At 40.8% G+C, this 17,305-nt stretch carries 21 protein-coding genes and 3 pseudogenes; 8 read left to right on the top strand and 16 right to left on the bottom strand.

The window, feature by feature from the left end; genetic code table 11:
- Both L4C34_RS20165 and L4C34_RS20160 read right to left on the bottom strand, forming a co-directional pair.
- A partial coding sequence (locus L4C34_RS20165) for a transposase (RefSeq protein WP_428791096.1) occupies window positions 1-205 on the bottom strand: 205 nt, incomplete at its 3' end.
- 183 nt (window positions 206-388) lie between these two features.
- A complete protein-coding gene (locus tag L4C34_RS20160) occupies window positions 389-805 on the bottom strand; it encodes a hypothetical protein (protein ID WP_428791095.1) in 417 nt (138 codons plus the stop codon).
- 195 nt (window positions 806-1,000) lie between these two features.
- Here L4C34_RS20160 and L4C34_RS20155 point away from each other — a divergent pair.
- Window positions 1,001-1,695 (top strand): annotated as a pseudogene (locus L4C34_RS20155) (IS1 family transposase).
- Window positions 1,696-1,703: 8 nt separating this feature from the next.
- Here L4C34_RS20155 and L4C34_RS20150 read toward each other — a convergent pair.
- The 3 genes from L4C34_RS20150 to L4C34_RS20140 form a co-directional block, all read right to left on the bottom strand.
- Window positions 1,704-1,856 (bottom strand): hypothetical protein, encoded by a 153-nt coding sequence (locus L4C34_RS20150; RefSeq protein ID WP_428791094.1) that lies wholly within the window; start codon window positions 1,854-1,856, stop codon window positions 1,704-1,706.
- Between the two features lie 161 nt (window positions 1,857-2,017).
- Window positions 2,018-2,425 carry a hypothetical protein gene (locus tag L4C34_RS20145; RefSeq protein ID WP_428791093.1) on the bottom strand — a complete coding sequence of 136 codons (408 nt, stop codon included), beginning with the start codon at window positions 2,423-2,425 and terminating at the stop codon, window positions 2,018-2,020.
- Between the two features lie 315 nt (window positions 2,426-2,740).
- Window positions 2,741-3,829: a DUF3626 domain-containing protein gene (locus L4C34_RS20140; RefSeq protein ID WP_428791092.1), complete on the bottom strand. Its 1,089-nt coding sequence runs from the start codon at window positions 3,827-3,829 to the stop codon at window positions 2,741-2,743.
- A 230-nt stretch (window positions 3,830-4,059) separates the two neighbouring features.
- Here L4C34_RS20140 and L4C34_RS20135 point away from each other — a divergent pair.
- Window positions 4,060-4,172, top strand: a pseudogene (locus L4C34_RS20135) (RNA-binding protein); the annotation flags it as partial.
- Window positions 4,173-4,460: 288 nt separating this feature from the next.
- On the opposite strand, the gene L4C34_RS20130 reads toward L4C34_RS20135, so the two are convergent.
- The gene (locus L4C34_RS20130) at window positions 4,461-5,657 is read right to left on the bottom strand and encodes an MFS transporter (protein WP_428791091.1); all 1,197 of its coding nucleotides are present in this window, start codon (window positions 5,655-5,657) and stop codon (window positions 4,461-4,463) included.
- A gap of 258 nt (window positions 5,658-5,915) precedes the next feature.
- Here L4C34_RS20130 and L4C34_RS20125 point away from each other — a divergent pair, with 258 nt between their 5' ends.
- A complete protein-coding gene (locus tag L4C34_RS20125) occupies window positions 5,916-6,815 on the top strand; it encodes a LysR substrate-binding domain-containing protein (RefSeq protein ID WP_428791090.1) in 900 nt (299 codons plus the stop codon).
- A gap of 114 nt (window positions 6,816-6,929) precedes the next feature.
- On the opposite strand, the gene L4C34_RS20120 is transcribed toward L4C34_RS20125, so the two are convergent.
- From L4C34_RS20120 to L4C34_RS20105, 4 genes are all read right to left on the bottom strand, one after another.
- Window positions 6,930-7,361, bottom strand: a complete 432-nt coding sequence (locus L4C34_RS20120; protein ID WP_428791089.1) for a hypothetical protein — start codon at window positions 7,359-7,361, stop codon at window positions 6,930-6,932.
- A 336-nt stretch (window positions 7,362-7,697) separates the two neighbouring features.
- Entirely contained in the window at window positions 7,698-8,180 is a 483-nt protein-coding gene (locus L4C34_RS20115) for a GNAT family N-acetyltransferase (protein WP_428791088.1), read from the bottom strand.
- 306 nt (window positions 8,181-8,486) lie between these two features.
- Window positions 8,487-8,885 (bottom strand): fosfomycin resistance glutathione transferase, encoded by a 399-nt coding sequence (gene fos / locus L4C34_RS20110; RefSeq protein ID WP_428791087.1) that lies wholly within the window; start codon window positions 8,883-8,885, stop codon window positions 8,487-8,489.
- Between the two features lie 127 nt (window positions 8,886-9,012).
- Window positions 9,013-9,471 (bottom strand): GNAT family N-acetyltransferase, encoded by a 459-nt coding sequence (locus L4C34_RS20105; RefSeq protein WP_428791086.1) that lies wholly within the window; start codon window positions 9,469-9,471, stop codon window positions 9,013-9,015.
- A gap of 161 nt (window positions 9,472-9,632) precedes the next feature.
- On the opposite strand from L4C34_RS20105, the gene L4C34_RS20100 reads away from it, so the two are divergent.
- The 4 genes from L4C34_RS20100 to L4C34_RS20085 all read left to right on the top strand — a co-directional run bounded on the left by L4C34_RS20100 (window position 9,633) and on the right by L4C34_RS20085 (window position 12,751).
- Window positions 9,633-10,130 (top strand): GNAT family N-acetyltransferase, encoded by a 498-nt coding sequence (locus L4C34_RS20100; RefSeq protein WP_428791085.1) that lies wholly within the window; start codon window positions 9,633-9,635, stop codon window positions 10,128-10,130.
- A gap of 287 nt (window positions 10,131-10,417) precedes the next feature.
- A complete protein-coding gene (locus tag L4C34_RS20095; protein WP_428791084.1) occupies window positions 10,418-10,825 on the top strand; it encodes a hypothetical protein in 408 nt (135 codons plus the stop codon).
- A 434-nt stretch (window positions 10,826-11,259) separates the two neighbouring features.
- The gene (locus L4C34_RS20090; protein ID WP_428791083.1) at window positions 11,260-12,057 is read left to right on the top strand and encodes a substrate-binding periplasmic protein; all 798 of its coding nucleotides are present in this window, start codon (window positions 11,260-11,262) and stop codon (window positions 12,055-12,057) included.
- A 283-nt stretch (window positions 12,058-12,340) separates the two neighbouring features.
- Window positions 12,341-12,751 (top strand): DUF7793 family protein, encoded by a 411-nt coding sequence (locus tag L4C34_RS20085; protein WP_428791082.1) that lies wholly within the window; start codon window positions 12,341-12,343, stop codon window positions 12,749-12,751.
- A 129-nt stretch (window positions 12,752-12,880) separates the two neighbouring features.
- Here L4C34_RS20085 and L4C34_RS20080 read toward each other — a convergent pair whose 3' ends face one another.
- Window positions 12,881-13,297, bottom strand: a complete 417-nt coding sequence (locus L4C34_RS20080) for a hypothetical protein (protein WP_428791081.1) — start codon at window positions 13,295-13,297, stop codon at window positions 12,881-12,883.
- Window positions 13,298-13,599: 302 nt separating this feature from the next.
- Here L4C34_RS20080 and L4C34_RS20075 point away from each other — a divergent pair, with 302 nt between their 5' ends.
- Complete coding sequence (locus L4C34_RS20075) at window positions 13,600-14,298, top strand: substrate-binding periplasmic protein (protein ID WP_428791080.1); 699 nt, start codon at window positions 13,600-13,602, stop codon at window positions 14,296-14,298.
- Window positions 14,299-14,651: 353 nt separating this feature from the next.
- On the opposite strand, the gene L4C34_RS20070 is transcribed toward L4C34_RS20075, so the two are convergent.
- The 5 genes and pseudogenes from L4C34_RS20070 to L4C34_RS20050 all read right to left on the bottom strand — a co-directional run.
- Entirely contained in the window at window positions 14,652-14,879 is a 228-nt protein-coding gene (locus tag L4C34_RS20070; protein ID WP_428791079.1) for a helix-turn-helix domain-containing protein, read from the bottom strand.
- A gap of 437 nt (window positions 14,880-15,316) precedes the next feature.
- On the bottom strand, window positions 15,317-15,733 hold the full coding sequence (locus tag L4C34_RS20065; RefSeq protein ID WP_428791078.1) for a hypothetical protein: 417 nt from the start codon (window positions 15,731-15,733) through the stop codon (window positions 15,317-15,319).
- Window positions 15,734-15,902: 169 nt separating this feature from the next.
- Window positions 15,903-16,319, bottom strand: a complete 417-nt coding sequence (locus L4C34_RS20060) for a hypothetical protein (protein WP_428791077.1) — start codon at window positions 16,317-16,319, stop codon at window positions 15,903-15,905.
- Window positions 16,320-16,502: 183 nt separating this feature from the next.
- A complete protein-coding gene (locus tag L4C34_RS20055) occupies window positions 16,503-16,922 on the bottom strand; it encodes a hypothetical protein (protein WP_428791076.1) in 420 nt (139 codons plus the stop codon).
- Between the two features lie 126 nt (window positions 16,923-17,048).
- A pseudogene (locus L4C34_RS20050) lies at window positions 17,049-17,305 on the bottom strand (hypothetical protein); the annotation flags it as partial.

The raw sequence follows: 17,305 nt of genomic DNA, 5'->3' as shown, positions 1-17,305 counted from the left end.
GGAGAGAGAAGATACCTTTTATCATTAGGGCGGTTTCAATCGCCGTGTCGGTGTATTGAAACCCTCGACCTCTCTTGCCGTGATGGGTCATACATTTCCAGGCTTTCACCGCTGAATCGTCAATCCAAAAAGTAACCCCGCCACGCTGACAGAGTGCTTGGTTGTATGCTCTCCAGTTCGTGATTTTAGCTTTCGACTTACCCATTTTTGTATCCCAACAATCATTCTCAAAAGATCAGATCGTAAGGATGGAAAAAGGTTCAATCGATTTGGGCAACAACGCCGTCTAAAGCCAGAAAAGCCATCGCTGAACACCTCAAGTACAGAAAAAACTGGACTGATGGCGATAGCTGAAACCGAACTCAGGTTAACTATTCTGCATAGAAAGTCACTTGTTTGGTTGGTTTTGCGCTTCGAATAGTGCATCTAAGCAGGCTTGATGGGCTTCGTCGTAATCAAAAAATAATTTCATTATTTTTTGATTTTCCATTCCTTTTTCAACAGCGAATTCCTGTATCTTTTTAGATAAAACAACGGCAAATAATACGCAGTTATGCTCGGGCATCCAATTAGCTAATTCATTATTAGTATCCCAAGAATCTGATGAGGCCATATCCCAGTTGCGAGCGTTAATTAATGTAGCCCAAGGTCTTTCGTCTCTATCAGGTGAAGTGAGAACACGTTCTTTCATTTCCTTAAACCAAGCTTGTCCTCCTTCTTTATTAAAAGATCCGATTAGTTCAGATTGAAGCATTCGATCTGAAAAAAACATTTCCCAATCACCATGAATATTCCGATGTTTCACCGCTTGCCACCAAATTATAGAAAGTCCATAACTTCAGTATAGCTAACGTATGATTTAGTATAGCCATCGAACTACGGGTCACGACGCCAACTAGTTGAGTTAGTGTATAATATCTGAGGGATCCCCACGAATTTCAATCATGACGCCAAATATTTGATTTAGTGTGCAATGTTTCTCTTTTACATGGATTGAATTATGGCTACTGTTGAAGTGAAATGTCGTTCTTGTTCTCAGATTGACCCTGTCATGAAGCATGGGCGGAACCCGAGAGGTATCTAGCGATACCGTTGCTTGGAACGTAAACGAAGCTTCCTTCTCGATTACGCTTATGAAGCCTGTAAACCCGGAGTAAAGGAAAAGATAGTCGACATGGCAATGAATAGCGCGGGACTACGAGACACAGGATGAGTTCTGAAGGACGGTTACAACACTGGTTTGCGCACTCTAAAAAAATCCAACCAAGGTAAGTGACCAAGATCCCGTTTGATGCCGCGAATATTGAACTGATTTGCGAAGTCGACGAGCAATGGTCGTCTGTTGGAAATAAAAAGAATCAACGCTGGTTGTGGTACGCATGGGAACCAAGATTCAAACGCATTGTCGCCCATGCATTCGGAAAGCGGAGCAGCCAAGCATTCAAGCACCTCCAGAGCTTGCTCGCTCCCTTTACCGTCAATTTCTTCTGTACGGATGACTTCAGTGTTTACTCGGCAAACTTACCACGCGAAAAACACATTGTGGGCAAACGCTACACACAGAGAATCGAGCGGACCAATCTTACTTTACGCACTCGACTAAAGAGGTTAGTGAGAAAAACGATTGGCTTCTCTAAGTCAGAAACCATGCACGACAAGGTGATTGGTACTTTCATCGAGCGAGAGTATTACTAGTGGCTCAACTAATTGGAGTCACGACCCACTCTTTGCTTAACTTCGTTGAACCATGATAGGTTTGCTTCTTGATTAAAGGCCCCTATCAGGGTCGACTTTAAAATCTGGTCTTCAAAGTTCATGCTCCAATCACCATGAATATTACGACTGCGTTTAGTCATTGCTTGCCACCAAAACGTGGAAATTGCCCACTTTCAGTATAGAGGCATTAACTTCCAGCATTGACTCTCTTTTGAGCAATGATCGGATTATTTAAAGTTGGTCAAATCAGGCTTTGCTTTTTCTTGTCCCATCGCAAAGCCAAGCAGGAGTTGGGCAACAATTAGCGATTTTTAGCCTCTGCGAGTGCATCTAAACAAGCTTGGTAGGCTTCATCATAGTCGAAATAAAACTTTAAGATACTTTGCTCTTTGAACACTATTTCTGACGCAAAGCGTTGCATGCTATTCTCTAAAACAATCGCAAACAACATGCACTGATGTTCCTTACACCAATCGGTAATAGCATCGTTTCCTACTTTCGCATCAGCCGAAGACATCTCCCATCGGCGACCATCATGCAAAATAACCCAAGGGCTTTTAACGCCACCTGGGGAAGTGAGTATGGTTTGTTTTAGCTCTTCGAGATAAGCTAAGCTAGCTTCAGTATTTGTAGAGCCAACTACGTCGGAATATAAAAACCGATCATCCAAGCGTATTGTCCACTCACCATGAATATTTCTTTTAGCCATTTACTCTCTCCATTCTATGGGAAGTACCTAAGTATAGTAAGCACTGTGGAATCCCTAGGAATTTCCGACCTTAAACGGATTTAAACCACACAATGTGCATGGCTTCTTACAAAAAATAGCCCCGCTTCGGATAACTTCAAGTTAGCCAAAATTGGTCCAACTTCTTGAGAATGCGATTCTAAGGTAAACAGTTATGGGGCATAGATTAGCCACGCAGTAAATACGAATAGTGAACTGGGTTTGCAACTGAAACAGGCGTAATTTTAAATTATAGTGGTTCTAATGAATTGAAATTACGCCCACGTCGTTAGCCACCTACTCTGAAGGCGTGCCAAATGTAACTAAGACGTGCCAGAGTAGTTTTAGCTCCTGAGTAACCTCCGCGATACTGCCGTAATCAGACCATAGCTCTGGATTCGTTTTCAAGGATTGTGCAGAGTCACCTATCATATTCGTCGTAAGATATTCTCCTGAAGAAATGACTCTCTTAGCCAATAAGGGCATGCTAGGTCCTCGAAAGTCTAGGGGGACGCTATCAATATGCAACTTAAAACCACGATGCCAATACACCGTGAAGTTGTATTTTCTAGACATTTCCTCAAAGTTATCTCCAATGTCAGTGTTCTTAAAAGATGGGTCTGCAACCAAGTAATCCACATCTATTGCTAAATCTACGTCTCCATGGACTTGAACTTCAATATAATGGTTCAGGTTTGATTTAATATGTTCGCGAGAAAAATCGTTTCGAGGCTCAGTCAATTTTGTAGATAGAAAATCAACAAACTTAGTTATGTTAATGTCGTTTTCACCTAACGCGAAGTTACGTGTAAATATTTCTATAAACAGGGCAGATATAATGTCGTCGAACTCATCTATTGTACCTCTTTCTTCAGGGATATTATGGGAATCTAAATAGGTATACGTACACCGTCTTGATATTTCAGGCTTTAGTACAAAGTAGCAAGAGCCAAACCTTGGGGCCGGACCATCGGGGTGTTTAAATAAGTCTAATGCACCGTATTTTGCTCTCTCCTTTCCATCAAACTCGCCTGAATGGTAAGCCCCTTTGTACAACTCTTTCTCCCATAAATCTCTATCCCCCCCAGAATGAGCTGACACACTTCCATTCGATATAGCCGTTTCAAATTGGCTCTTATACAAGCCTGAACTTAAAAGAGAATTTGCCACGGAGTACATATTGGAATCCAACCTGTCCGGATGAAAGTGAAGCGCAACTTGAGCATGTCCTACTAAATTCCGAATAGCGTTCTTATATACTTCATCCGAAATATTAGACATCTTCAAAATATGGCTAATGGTAGATATTGCGTTATCTTTTCGTTCAATAGCATGTTGTCTAAAGCAATCAATTGCCGATAATTGGGATTTGGTTAAACTACTCATTATTGATCTCTTTCATAAAAAATTCGTATTAGGACCCTGTAATACCACCTGATGAATGTGACAACAGACAATGCAACATAAAAATAACTAATTAGGGGAAAAACACTTTCATCTTTCGCCCCTAGAGGCTCACTGACAGACTAGTGGCTGGAGGGGGAGAATGTCAACACCTCCAGTAGTACGTTGAAAATCCGACAATCAACTCGCAATTATTACACCAATGGACATTTATGAAACTTTTAGTCCGTAACCTCGTACGTACCATCACCGAACACGAAATTCGCGTTTTACAGAGCACGGCGACGTCGCAGAATGCACGTTAGTTTTTTCTCAAGAGACGGGGTAGGGTTTTATTGATGCTAAGGTACGCAACGAAACATCAACCAACGTTAAGAAGTGGCCCCTAATTTTAGGACACGGCACTAAGTGACTTGGACTGCTCAGTCTTTAATAGACAATACTCACCTATTACTTTTATGAGGGTACATTAGTTCTCACGCAGCAAAGCCAGCCTATAACGCTGGCTCATTTAGGGGCAAAAGTTCTACTTCTATATACTTACAATGATAGGGGCGTTAACCCCTTTCAATATCACAGTCGTTTGAGCTCTCTTTCTCCTGTCATAGTTTGTCTAGTTACACGCAACTGTTTCAGTCCCCATCTTGGTAACTCGTAAGCTGACAATAATAACTCCCATGATAGCAATACAGTCTATCCAACTATGGTTTTGAGTGTTTCCCGTTGTAAAAGTAGCAGCTAAACCAGCTATTAATTGTTGTAAGAAACCACACAGGGCAATACTGTATGCTCCACTTTGGCTAGTACCGCGAGCAGCTAGTGACATACTGTTGGGGAAAATCAGAGCCTGACCAAAGATAATTACTAGATATAAACTAATATACCCAAAAGTTAATAGTTCATGTGGAATAGCTCCCTTCAATAGCCATATCGCTAGCATTAACAGAGTCCCCGCTACAAGAACACATGCACCTCTATCCAATAGCCTTTGACTACCCAATCGCCTGACAACCCGTTTTACGTACAAAGACCCTAAGAAATATGTAAAGCCTATAACTAAGCCAAAGAACCCAAACATTTGACCACTTAGTCCTAAGTCATCAGAAAAGACAAATGGACTGACTTCTTGCATTATGACTATTGTGGCAAAGCCAAGTCCACCTTGAATACACGGAACGATGAATCTTTTGTCTTTGATTAACGACATATAATGCTGGCTCGGCTTCGGCATTTCTAGACTACTTTGATCTGGCCCCTTAAGCTGCAATCTACTCACACAATACAAAGACAGCACTGCAATGAATGACAGCAACAAGAAACCGATTCGCCAATCACTATATTCGGTGAGCAATGAGCCGATAAATTGTCCTATACTAAGGCCGACTATGAATGCCATTGAGAGTAACGAAAGCTTTTCAGCAAGTGCTTCACTAATCCAATAATCCCGAACAATTATCCTTGCGATAATCGCGGCACCTCCTGCTCCGATGCCTTGTACCATTCTGCCGACAAGCAAAACCTGAAGTGAGTGTGAAAAGTAAAGAGCAACACAAGATATGTTGAACAGCACCAGGGCGGCATATAGAGCACGTTTCCTACCATATTTTTCCGCGACGTACCCCCAATAAATGACAGGCAAAGCTGCGCCGATGACAAAGAGCGAAATAGAGAGCTCTGCATAGCGACTGCTGATATTTAATTCATCAACAATTTGTGTTAAAGCAGGTAAATATACAGTGGTTGCCATTTGCGTCATTAGTACTAATGCACAGGAAAGAACTAAGACCCACCGTTTGTTTTGACTACACATACCATACTCCAATACTTTGCTTTAGCTCGTTAAGCACCCAATATAAGTTGCTAAATTTATCGTTCAATCTGATATCCCCTGATTTAATTAAATGCATATAGTCACCTCTAACAATTCGTATCTATCTATTTTCGTATTCTCTACACTTAATATGCGTTTCCACTACTAGTCCTTAAGCAAGTGTTGGCTTCCTATATTTATCAATTGATGCTAGCCTGACAAACAATCATTTCTTAGACACAGTTAAGGTATACTTAATTGAAGAAAAAGAACCTACCTCTGCAAGGGCTACTGTACTTTTATAAAGCGGCTTCTTTAGGCAGCTTTAAGTCAGCGGCTAAAGAGTTATTTGTCTCTCCTGCAGCCGTAAGTCAGCAAATACGAAAGCTCGAAGAAACCCTTGATACTGACCTATTCACTAGAGGTCATCGTTCGATACAAATGACCACTTTGGGAGAGGAGCTATTCAAAGAAGTGAAACAAGGGTTTAGTCACTTGCAAGCTGGAGTTGATGCACTGAACGATGACCAAGAGCCCTACAAGCTAAAGATATCAGCTCAAAGTTCATTTGCTCATTCTTGGCTCATTCCCAGGCTACAAGGGTTTAGAGACCTATTTCCAGAGATAAGTATATTAATTGAACCTACAAATCGTCTCACATTGCCTAATGATACAGGTATCGATCTATGCGTGAGATTCGGACTTGGGCAATACCCAGGAATGCACAGTGAGTGGCTAATGACAGATAGCGTATATCCAGTCTGTAACCCCCACTATCAACAACAGTATGACGTTTATCATTTGAATGACTTACATAAGTGGCAGTTAATTGAAGATGCGAACACCGATGTGAGTTGGAGCTGTTGGCTAAAGCAGATTGGAAGAGAGGCCATGGTGCCATCACTTATGTTTGACGGATCTCCAGATGGTTCTCAATACGTTTTAGAAAGTGCTTTGGCGATGCAAGGGATAGCACTGGTTAAACACAGCCTGGCTCATCGATATGTTAACAACGGAACTCTTGTGCGTATTGGTGAACAAGCATTGAAACCTGAATGCTCTTACTTTTTATGCCTACCGGAGAAACACCTTAAGCGCCATAAAGTTAATCTTTTTATTACATGGCTAAAAGAACAAGTGGATATTTTTACGTCCTAGAACCTTTTTTTAGATGTCTTTGCATCTGCCTAGTATCGGATTAGTTTTTGTCTGGTAAAGTTCGTTCAGCCCCTCTACTTCACCTTGTTGAGCTAAACAGTTTCGGGGCAAAAGTTAGTTATTTCCTCGGCTTTGATCTTCTGCGAGCGCGTCTAGATGTGCATTACACCAATCTATTGCTGATGAGAGATCAGTGAAAAAATTAAATCTGTCGTTATCACCCTGGGAGCGAGAACGATGGTTAGACATTAAACCTTTTTGTACCGATGAGTTAAATAACAATGCCTGACAAAATAGGTTGTGATCGTGCAGGACTGGGAGGGTTTTATCAGCTTTATCAAAAACTTCAGGCACACCTAACTCCCACTCTCTCATATCTACGACGAGTCCCCAACACTCTCCATGAAACTGGTTTGATTCCACTATAAGAGCATCGCAAAACTCTTCCACGGTTTGGACATTCCATGCACCTATTGTTTTGGCAATTAATAAACGCCCCTTTACTTTAACCTTATATTCACCGTGCGGGTTTTTCTGATAAGACATTACTGTACCCTTGTCGAGTTCGTTCTATGGCTGAGGGTAGTTATAAGTTTCACAGCCTCCTTTTTTCACTATTAGTATAGTCAGAACCAATGATAGTTGAGTATAGGAAGCATGTCATAGCCTTAAGCTGTTGTGCGATCGGTAACCCTGACCAATGTTTCGGATTGCTTCAATTTGGCTAAACTTGGTAGAGTTCTTTGTCGTTGGATTGATACTTCAGATAAGATTGGGGCAAAAAGTACGTAAATATCGGTATCCCAAATCACGTTAGCCTATTATATTTACAACGCTTAAAAATACTTCACATCTTCAAACGTCTCCCGTTGGCTTCCCCTACTAGGTACAGGATACTAAATTTAGTATCCACATTTGCAGATCTTCATTGTCATCACCCTCCACTACCCCTTCGCAGATAAAGCTATTGGCTTTCACAACATTCAGTGACGCAAGATTAGTCGGTGAAACCAAAGCAACTACTTGTTGTACCGAACCAGAGTCAAAGGCTATTTTGCAAAGTTGATGGACAGCTACTTTCGCAAATCCTTTTCCTTGTTGCTCAGGTGATACATTATATCCAATTTCTACTGCATGATTTCTTGGCTCATCTTTGAAACCACAAAAGCCTACTACGTTTTCATTCAATAGCATCATGTAGGGCAATGACCAAATCTCAGCCTTAGAGCTTTCAACATGGTCATGTGAGCGTTGTAAAACGTGCTTTGGTGGTATAGAGCCGGCACAAAACGTTACTTCTGAATTGAACTCGGTCTCATTGAGCAAATGATGAAGCTGATTTTCCTTTAGCGGTTTTAATTTCATTCTTCCTCCCAGCGTCTAAAAGTTTACAGAATCCATAGATGATTAATTATCATAATACATTACCTTTTAAATCAACACATTAACCAAAATTATTCATCTCTATTTTGATGTATCAAACCAATTGGACTCATTTGCATACATAGCCAGATATGTGACCTAAAAGTTTCGGCGGTCTGGCATAAAATAGATTATTTTTATGAGGGGAAAAGCCTTACCACTCTTTCTTTAACAGATGATACGTGTGAGTAGGTTTGGGGCACTCTCCGCACAGTTTTACTATAGGTATGTCCGAAAACACATCGCGACTTATAGCCAAACTAGATCCTGATATGGATTCATCTCTAAGCTCGATAATCGACTAACTAGATCCCCAACGTGAAGTTCGAGCTTGTGATCATCTGGGTCCAAAATATAGAGAGATTTTCCCTCACTTTTGTTTATTTTCCATTCTTCGATACCCAACGACCTTATGCGCAAAACAGCTTCATCAAATTCAAGCTCGGATACGTTGAAAGCGATATGTGTGTAGTCATCCCTTTTCGTAGGAGTGCCACACGAAAGGCAATACCATAAGTTACCAGCACTGAGGTATGCGCCACTCTGCCACTTTACATGACCTTTTAGTCCGATAACGTCAATGTAAAAATGTAAAGAACGTTCTAAGTCGCTGACAGCAATGGTGATGTGACTAAGCCCAGTAACCATATGAGTTTTCCAATAGTAGATTATGACGCATAAAATGTACCCCCATACCAAGTCTGACCGAACACGCTTTTACAACGATACGACCTAAATAGCTTTGGATATGGAAAATCCCGTTTAGGGGTTGGGCCTAGTTAAATTCACTAGTGGAAATGAGGCGTTGTCCATTTAGCGTCGGCGCTCGGCTCATAATTGTGATTTCATATTCATCAGCTCTATATTTCTTACATCGTTCAACCAGAAATGTCGGGCAAATAATTTCTGAAGTTTCAACAAAACCAATTCTCTTATAAAAATTAGCAGCCTCTATCAGAGGAACGCAAAACACCGTTATATCGTTTAGTACAGGTTCAATAAACTCCGCTAAACGAGTACCTATACCTTGGTTTTGATAATTTTTATCGATATACATTCCTCTAAGAACCCCTACAGCCTGATTGAATTCAATTTTTACAGAACCCACAACAACCCCATCGTCAGTACAGACAAAAGCTCTCTCGTCGTCAGACCAACTCCCATGGTACCCCTGCTCTCTATAAAACTTGTCGACCTCACCTACTCGAGATTTATCTGCTTCAAATATTTCCATATTTACCCCACATCAAAGAATACATAAGGTATTAATTTAACACAAAATGTTGTTAATTAGCTTACTCAGGAGAAACTCGGCGTAAATCAAGATGTGCCCAATCGATTGGGCCCGCTTAACAGTTACTTCATAAATTGGGATTTCTTCAAAAAGGACACTAAATGATACCTAAGATCCAAACCACTAATCTCACACTACTCCCACCCAATGCTGATTGCTTTGATATGTATGAACAATTCTATACAGATGAAGAAGCGTCAAAAACGTACGGAGGGCCTCTCAACAAAAGCCAAGCTTGGTCAAGGCTTCAAACCGACCTTGGTTCATGGCATCTTCAAGGTTTTGGTATTTGGGTGATTCAATTACGCTCAAATCATCATTTAGTTGGTACTTGTGGATTTTGGCAGGGGCTTGGGTGGCCAACAGAACTGACGTGGTGGGTCCTTCCCGAATATAGGGGGCAAGGCATTGCGTCGGAGGCCTCTCAGGCAGCCATAGAACATGCACACACTAGCTTTAAATGGGATCATGTAGAAACTTACATGAAAGATGACAACACTGCGGCTCGAGCTCTCACTGAGAAATTAGGTGGGCGAAAAAATCGACGAATGGAATTCCCTGACGGACTTGCTCGAGATATTTATTGCTTCCCTAAATGATTTGAGATTTGGTTGTTATCACTACTGTGTTGAGCAAATCGTTGTAACGAATCTGGCCACCTCAGATAAAGCGATTAAGTTCGGATAAGTTTAGGTACTGTAAGTCAGCTGAAACGAGAGTTAGTAGTTACTCAATCCTAGATAATTTCGGGGCAATTTCAATCTCTAAGTAGTATACGTAACAGGCTCTTAGTACCCACTTAACAACCACCATCACATAACTAAAAGCACTTTACATCTAGTGCATCTACTATACTGAGTTGTAGCTCTTTACATAGGTATAGGCAATGATCCAGAGAAACATTCACGGTGAGTGGGCTTTCACCTTTGAAGGTAGGCTGATGACAACGAAGTTAGTAGGGCAATCAAATCGTGAAGCGAGCCTCGCTTGGTTCAAAGATATGAAAAGTAATCTGCTATCGTCACCGGAAAGTGATAGGTCACCTTGGGTTCTTCTGTTTGACTGCACTGAGTGGCTGTTGGGGCCTGAAGATATAGCAGATACTAATAACAAGATAATGACATGGATGACGAGCCACAACCTTGTATTCGAAGCAGCGGTATTCTCATACAAATTACAAGAGTTTGCTATTGACCAACAAGATTTCGATACTAAGAGTGTTTTACATTACTTTTATGACTACGATGAAGCCTATCAAGCCTGCCTAAACAAACTTGCCGATTTTCAAAGGTAACGGAAGAAGTAGTTTTCCCCACCATCACTATAAGCCCTGATAAAAACGAACATTCACAAATTTCCGCTCCGTAACAACGATTCATAGCGACAAACTCATCACCCCTAAACTATCTCAGTTGTTGCTAGCTAAGCATGGATATAGGTCGTAGTGGTATGTTGGATTTGGGCAAGATTTCAGGTTACTTCAAATTAGCCAAACTTGGCTTAGTCTCTCCCCGCAGCCTTGTGGAACTAAACAGTTTAGCGGAAAAGATGAGATAGCTAATGTCTAGAAATCATGCCTTTTAAGCCAAAAAAGTGAACAGACTTTATTGTGAATGTACAAACTTCAATGTCGTTATTTACACTGCAATGTTTTCTTTGCGATCTATAATGTTCAACTATATGAGTACGCTATGCTTATCTCTAATAGGGACAATGTTGAGCTGTGACATGAAGATACTCTCAAATGAACCAGTAAATCCGCTAAGCGGGCTACTCCGTATAGGGCTCTGGCAAGTAGCCACAACTCTAATTCTTAGTATGGTGTCATTTTCTTTAACTGCACAGCCACTAAAAATTACCACCGTTGATATAGTTCCTGGTGGCTTTGTAGGGAAGAACGGTAGGCCTGCAGGCATGTTTTATGACGTTGCGAACAAGATAGCAGAAACCGCAAAGGTACCCTATCTCAATGTATTAAAACCTTATGCTAGGGTGGTGAAAGACCTTGAAAGTGGTGAAGCCGATATTACTTTATTGGTGTCTAACCCCAACCTTGAAGGAAAGGTCATAAAAGTTGCGCCAATATTTACCGATAAAAATGTTTTGGTTGGAAAACCAAGTCTAAATATACGGTCTTTCGAAGATCTTCATGGAAAGAAAGTAGCCATTATTCGCGGTGTTATTTATTCTACCAAATTTGAACTAGATAAAAATATTAACAAAGTCGAAGTGAATAACTATCGTCAGAGTGTCGGCCTTTTTCTAAAAGGACGAGTGGATGCGATCATAGGGCCGACTTTACCGCTCGGACATGAGCTTAATAATTATGGTTACGATTGGGATGATTTAGGGACACCATATGTCATAAGCTCTAAGCAGATTTGGCTGTTTATGTCTAATAAAAGCAACATGAAAAACATGGTAAATAAACTGTCAGATTCGGTGAGCCTACTTCATAGAAATGGGGGGATTGAAGAGATAGTGTTTAAGTATACTGGGAAGAATAATGCAGTCACTTTTTATTGAATGATCGTTAGAGTGGCTTAATTCGACTAACAACACTCTAATCCACTTAACTCAGTGTCCAAAAGTTCACTCTACTACACGATCAATGTGCTTATGATAATTCATGCAAACAGAACTAACCTTAGTGGAACTATGAGACACTATCGCCTAGTGACACTGAATGGTCCAAATATAATGGTAAGGCGAAAACAATAATTTGTTTTGGGTTGGATGCTCTGTTCAGTATCTAGCCTACAATAAAACATAATCGGGTAACTATCCTTGCATTATTAGGTGCAGATGTATGAACAAAAATTCTCACGGAAGCTTTCTAGTAGAATACGATTATGTCGATGAAAATATTTTAGTTTTCAGGCTTGTTGAGAACTGGAACATGGAAACCGCAAAAGAATTCGTAGATGAAAGCTTAAAAATAGTCGAGGATCGGTTTTCAGGTGAGCGATGGGCTAGTATTGTCGATTATAGAAAATGGGGACTGTGTACACCAGAGGTTATGAACTACTTCAATGGCTCTTGCACCCTCTTCTCTGCTAGCAACCTAGTGCGTCATGCGGTTATTCCCAACAACCAGTTGCAGAGTATGGTGGTTGGGCAATACAGTCATGCGATGAAAGAGTCCGTTATTACCCAATACTTTATCGAGGAAAATACAGCATTGGCGTGGGTAAGAGAATCCTTAAAAAGAAGCCAATAAATATTGGATGGGGCTCCTAACGTGGCGAGTGTGTGACATAGTCACAATGGCCGATCTTTCGGATTACTTCTGGCTATTTAAACGAATCGTAGCTTCTCCCTATCTTGTTATTGCACTAGTTCGGGGCAACTACGTTTTACGCGAGTTTTGGGTCTTAGCGAGTTTGTAGAGGCAGGCTTGGTAAGCTTTGCCATAATCGAAAAAAAACTCGACGATTCCTTGTGTATCAAAACCATTTTCAGCAGAAAAAAGTTGAATCTTTTTTGAGAATACTGCTGAAAATAGCACACAATTATGTTGAGACATCCAGTTTATTAATTGGTTGTTAGCTTCCCAGGCATCTAAAGGAGCCATTCCCCAGTCTCTAGCATCCATTAATGCGCACCATGGAACCAGATCTTTATCCGGTGATGAGTATAACAGTTGATACATTTCATCAAACCAGACCTGAACAGCTTCTTTATTAGTAGAACCTGAGAGCTTAGATCGTAATATTCTGCCCTCAAATTTCATATCCCATTCACCATGAACAGTTCGTCCTACCATCGCACTGACGCTCCTATTTTACCAAGCCATAAATGTGACTTTCTCTAGTATAGAATAGAGCGGTTGACTATCAGTGAAGTGGCACAGTGAATTTGGCAGATGCTTAGGGCCATTTCTAGTTGGCCAAACATCGCTTGACTCCTTACTAACACTTTACTGAGCTGGACAGCTATGGGGAAAGAAGCAGCCTATGGTCCACGAAAGTTCGCGCCATAATGCACCCGCTCTGATACATGTCCCTCACGCCATGAATGCTATAATTTAGAAGTTAAGTTCAGTCAGGACTCTATAGATATTCAGCTATGAAACCGCATCATCCTCTAATCATTGCTTCAAGTTGTTTTTTTTGTTCCTGTTTGTTTGCTTACGAACAGCAGATTATCACAGCGGATGAAAGGAAGCCCTTTCACTATCAAACGGACCAAGGTGACATTTCAGGATCTGCTGCCAAAACCCTTACGTGCGCTTTAGACAAAATGGATGTGCGGTATATTGTTAAGTTCCTACCTTGGTTGAGAGCTCAAACCAAAGTTAAGCAGGGGAAAGCCAGCGCTTTTTTCGCCGCGTCCCAGAGTAATACTCGGGATGAATATGCCACCTTGTCGATTCCATTCGTCAAGCAAAGTTGGAATTGGTATGTATTAAAGGGCTCAAACCTCTTACCTGACTCTCTTGATTTTAAACATAATGCTCAGGTTACAGGTATCTTCGGGGCAAACGCGAGTGTATGGGCAAAGAACAATGGCTATAACTTAGTTGTACATAAGCTAGACAACCTAAATAGTATGGTAACGTTAGCTGAGTTAAAGAGAGTCGACGCTATTTTTGGCAGCAGCGTACTGTTTAACGAATACCTAACTACACACAATAAAATGCACCTTTTTGATATTATTGTTGAAAGCGACAAATCATGGGGGATCTACTACTCAAACGATTACCTATCTAGGAATACAGGATTTCTCGAAGAGTTGAACTCAAACTTAAAGTTATGCACCCAGTAAGTTAGAGGTGACAGGATATCTTCTGGAATGCTTTCGACGTTCGCTCAATCAGTTAGCCGATTATCTAAATACTATCCAAAAGTTATCGTTAAACGAGCCGATAATGAGTGGGAAGAGCTTACCTGGGTGGTAGTCCCCATCAATGATGTAGAATAGAGGTGTTATATGCTTCTCAGAGAATTGTTATATGCGGTACTCTTTTTATTTCTGATTATGGTGTCATCGATTCAATTCAATTGATATTCATATTTTCTGTCTATAGCTTCTCTTGTATTGGCCTGCTCTAGCCAGATTGGTGACATCAGCCAGCAACATTGTACTGCAGAGGGCTGGACTAAGAAACGCCCGCATAATTAGGGTAAGTAAAATGAAGCAAAGAGATAGCCTATGATAGTAGATTCTGATAGCTGTAACACTCTCAGGGTCTTATAATATTCGGTCAAGGTCATTGCTCTCTCTCCCTGCTCAATATCTTGAAAAAGAGTCAACCGAATACCAATTTTGTCCGCGACCTGTTGTTGAGTGAAACCAGTGGCAATACGTCTTTCCTTCAACAAATTAACTATTGTATTAGTTACCATGGCTGCTTCCTATGCAATAAGGTCAGAACTCAACTATCAGATTTCATGCCAATAATAATTATCTGAACAATCAATTTGTTATTGACTTGAATAACGTGGTCGCAACGTAAAAAACTCCAAATTGCAATTGGTAGTTGCAAAATGCAAAGGAATAACCGGCTCTCTAGTTTAGTTGTTAGTTAAGCAAGCTAATTAATTATGGGTATTGCTAACGTGGCTATGAATCGCTTTGATGGAGTTTACAAGGGAACTTTGGCCAAGATACAGATTACTTTTAGTTAGGTCAATTTGGCTCAGAGCTTTACTATCAAACTGCAAAGCCAAACAGAAAAGAGGCAAAACTTTCTTACTAAGCGAAGTTGTAGGTTTGAAGACGATGATCCTAGTGAAGAGTCATCTAGTGAACCTAGTTGAGTAACGAAATTGGGTTCAATTTCTCATATGGATTTATCTTCATTTAACTTGGTTTTTAGCCAATGGATCGCGCCTGCGTCATCATTGAAATATTGCATAGTCAACTTGTTCCCACTTGCTTCAATATGCTGTTTAGCAACCATTTTTTTGATGCTGTTATTTGTAATGATAGCATGCCACCGGCATCGCGAATCCATGAAATCAGGTATGCTGTTATTGAAATGTTCAACCACATCGGGCGAGCATAATCCCCAGTTCCTTAAGTCGCTAACTCCGCCCCATTTATGATTGGGAAAGTTCTCTTTGGCTATGTGCAAAAATAGATCGATAGCCTTATGAGACATTTGAATGTTCCATTGACCATAGAGTCTGTGGATTAAGATCCTATCACTTGTAAGGGATGTATCAAATTCAAAAGCACCAGAAGGTTCGTTCTTCATCGCCGCACCTCGTATTTCGCTGTGTTATCCCTTATAAACTAAGAAGAAACAATCTTCCATCAGTATAGCTAACGTACGTAGAAATGAACTGCTTTCGGGTTAGTTAAATTTGGGAAGGCTTAATAATTTGTGACTACACAAAAGTTGGGCTAGATTAATTTGGGCGAAACTATGGCTGCTGTTGCCATTGAGCTTCAGAAAGTTTATCGAGACAAGTTTGGTAAGCTTTATTGTAATCAAAAAAAAACTGCAAGATCTCATCGGTATGCAAACCTTTTTCAAGAGCAAAGTTTTGCATTTGATTTGTTATAACAAAAGCGAGAAACACACAATTGTGTTCTGACATCCATGTGACAATGGAATTGTAGGTTTCCCATGCATCTTGAGAAGCTAACTGCCAACGGCGGTAATCATTCAGAATCACCCAAGGAGTTGAATATTTCTCAGAAGACGATTCTAAGTGTTTTTGCAATTCGTTCATCTGAGCAATACCCAATTCTCTATTGGTTGCTCCAAAGCTTTCCACATGTAAAAATCGATTTTCAAAACTCATGCTCCACTCACCATGGATATTACGTGGTGTCATTATTTCTCGCCAACAGGTATCAAGATTCTAACTTCAGTATAGTTAACGAACTCAAGGCCGTATTCTCCGAGGAGTCATTTGGCCTGTAATCGACCTTGGGGACGAACTTCGGATTATCTCAGATTGGCCAAATATGGCTTTACTCCTTCTCATATCATGCCCAAGTCAAATAGGAATGGGGCATCAACTGCTTTGTTTTAGCTTATGAATTTTAACTTGCTCAGAACACCATTTTAATATCTCGTCATAATCCTTAGAAAAGAACAATCCGTAGGGCAAGGGGTTATCTTTGTTAGCCTGCATGTTATCTACCATATATTTAAAAAGAGTCGTGTTACACACCATCCCTAACGCTAACATCCCTTCATCGACTAGCAAAGAGTAGACAGGATTCAGAGCCTCCCACCCCTCAGGGGTTGCCATATCCCAATAACGATTATCAGCCAGATAAGACCAATGTTTTCTTGGGTTATTCCTGATAAAGACTTCCAATTGGCGATACATTTCCTGCGATGTATATTCGTTCCATGCCCCGTGATTGTGTGCAATTAGAACATCCCCATTATATTCTAGAGTGAAATATCCGTGAATTAAGTCTTTCATCGTTTGTGACCCAAAAATGGGGAATACTTAGCTTCAGTATAGCTAACGAACGAATGTCTTTTACCCTTGACCGGCGTTGTTGAACAAATCAGGTTGAAGACAGATCTTACCTACGCTTAGCTTCCGTTAGTGTCTAACAGGCATACCTAGTCCTATGACTTTGTTCATGGCTTTGACATTAGCGAGTGCCTCACCGACTTGAGCGTTGTAATGCCTTAAGCTCAATTGACCGCTAGTGAGTCCTTTGTATCGAGACATGGCCGTCTCAGACAGGGAGCGGTCATGGTAACCAGAGTCGATTTTCCATTGGGTTAACGTGTCATTTTTTAACGCTTTAACTGCTTCGTTTCTTGGGTGCCCATCATCCCAAACATCATCCCAAA

It is taken from the genome of Vibrio profundum, assembly GCF_050337555.1.
Classification (GTDB): domain Bacteria; phylum Pseudomonadota; class Gammaproteobacteria; order Enterobacterales; family Vibrionaceae; genus Vibrio; species Vibrio profundum.
The sequence above is the reverse complement of the archived record's forward strand: the minus strand, read 5'-3'. Positions and strand labels throughout refer to the sequence as shown.

Excerpts from the sequence above, each read along its gene's own strand:
- L4C34_RS20060 (WP_428791077.1), bottom strand. The coding sequence starts at position 16,319 with ATGACACCACGTAATATCCATGGTGAGTGGAGCATGAGTTTTGAAAAT.
- L4C34_RS20140 (WP_428791092.1), bottom strand. The coding sequence starts at position 3,829 with ATGAGTAGTTTAACCAAATCCCAATTATCGGCAATTGATTGCTTTAGA.
- fos (WP_428791087.1), bottom strand. The coding sequence starts at position 8,885 with ATGGTTACTGGGCTTAGTCACATCACCATTGCTGTCAGCGACTTAGAA.
- L4C34_RS20115 (WP_428791088.1), bottom strand. The coding sequence starts at position 8,180 with ATGAAATTAAAACCGCTAAAGGAAAATCAGCTTCATCATTTGCTCAAT.
- L4C34_RS20090 (WP_428791083.1), top strand. The coding sequence starts at position 11,260 with ATGAAGATACTCTCAAATGAACCAGTAAATCCGCTAAGCGGGCTACTC.
- L4C34_RS20120 (WP_428791089.1), bottom strand. The coding sequence starts at position 7,361 with ATGTCTTATCAGAAAAACCCGCACGGTGAATATAAGGTTAAAGTAAAG.
- L4C34_RS20075 (WP_428791080.1), top strand. The coding sequence starts at position 13,600 with ATGAAACCGCATCATCCTCTAATCATTGCTTCAAGTTGTTTTTTTTGT.
- L4C34_RS20095 (WP_428791084.1), top strand. The coding sequence starts at position 10,418 with ATGATCCAGAGAAACATTCACGGTGAGTGGGCTTTCACCTTTGAAGGT.
- L4C34_RS20080 (WP_428791081.1), bottom strand. The coding sequence starts at position 13,297 with ATGGTAGGACGAACTGTTCATGGTGAATGGGATATGAAATTTGAGGGC.
- L4C34_RS20105 (WP_428791086.1), bottom strand. The coding sequence starts at position 9,471 with ATGGAAATATTTGAAGCAGATAAATCTCGAGTAGGTGAGGTCGACAAG.
- L4C34_RS20150 (WP_428791094.1), bottom strand. The coding sequence starts at position 1,856 with ATGACTAAACGCAGTCGTAATATTCATGGTGATTGGAGCATGAACTTT.
- L4C34_RS20130 (WP_428791091.1), bottom strand. The coding sequence starts at position 5,657 with ATGTGTAGTCAAAACAAACGGTGGGTCTTAGTTCTTTCCTGTGCATTA.
- L4C34_RS20085 (WP_428791082.1), top strand. The coding sequence starts at position 12,341 with ATGAACAAAAATTCTCACGGAAGCTTTCTAGTAGAATACGATTATGTC.
- L4C34_RS20070 (WP_428791079.1), bottom strand. The coding sequence starts at position 14,879 with ATGGTAACTAATACAATAGTTAATTTGTTGAAGGAAAGACGTATTGCC.
- L4C34_RS20065 (WP_428791078.1), bottom strand. The coding sequence starts at position 15,733 with ATGAAGAACGAACCTTCTGGTGCTTTTGAATTTGATACATCCCTTACA.
- L4C34_RS20145 (WP_428791093.1), bottom strand. The coding sequence starts at position 2,425 with ATGGCTAAAAGAAATATTCATGGTGAGTGGACAATACGCTTGGATGAT.
- L4C34_RS20100 (WP_428791085.1), top strand. The coding sequence starts at position 9,633 with ATGATACCTAAGATCCAAACCACTAATCTCACACTACTCCCACCCAAT.
- L4C34_RS20055 (WP_428791076.1), bottom strand. The coding sequence starts at position 16,922 with ATGAAAGACTTAATTCACGGATATTTCACTCTAGAATATAATGGGGAT.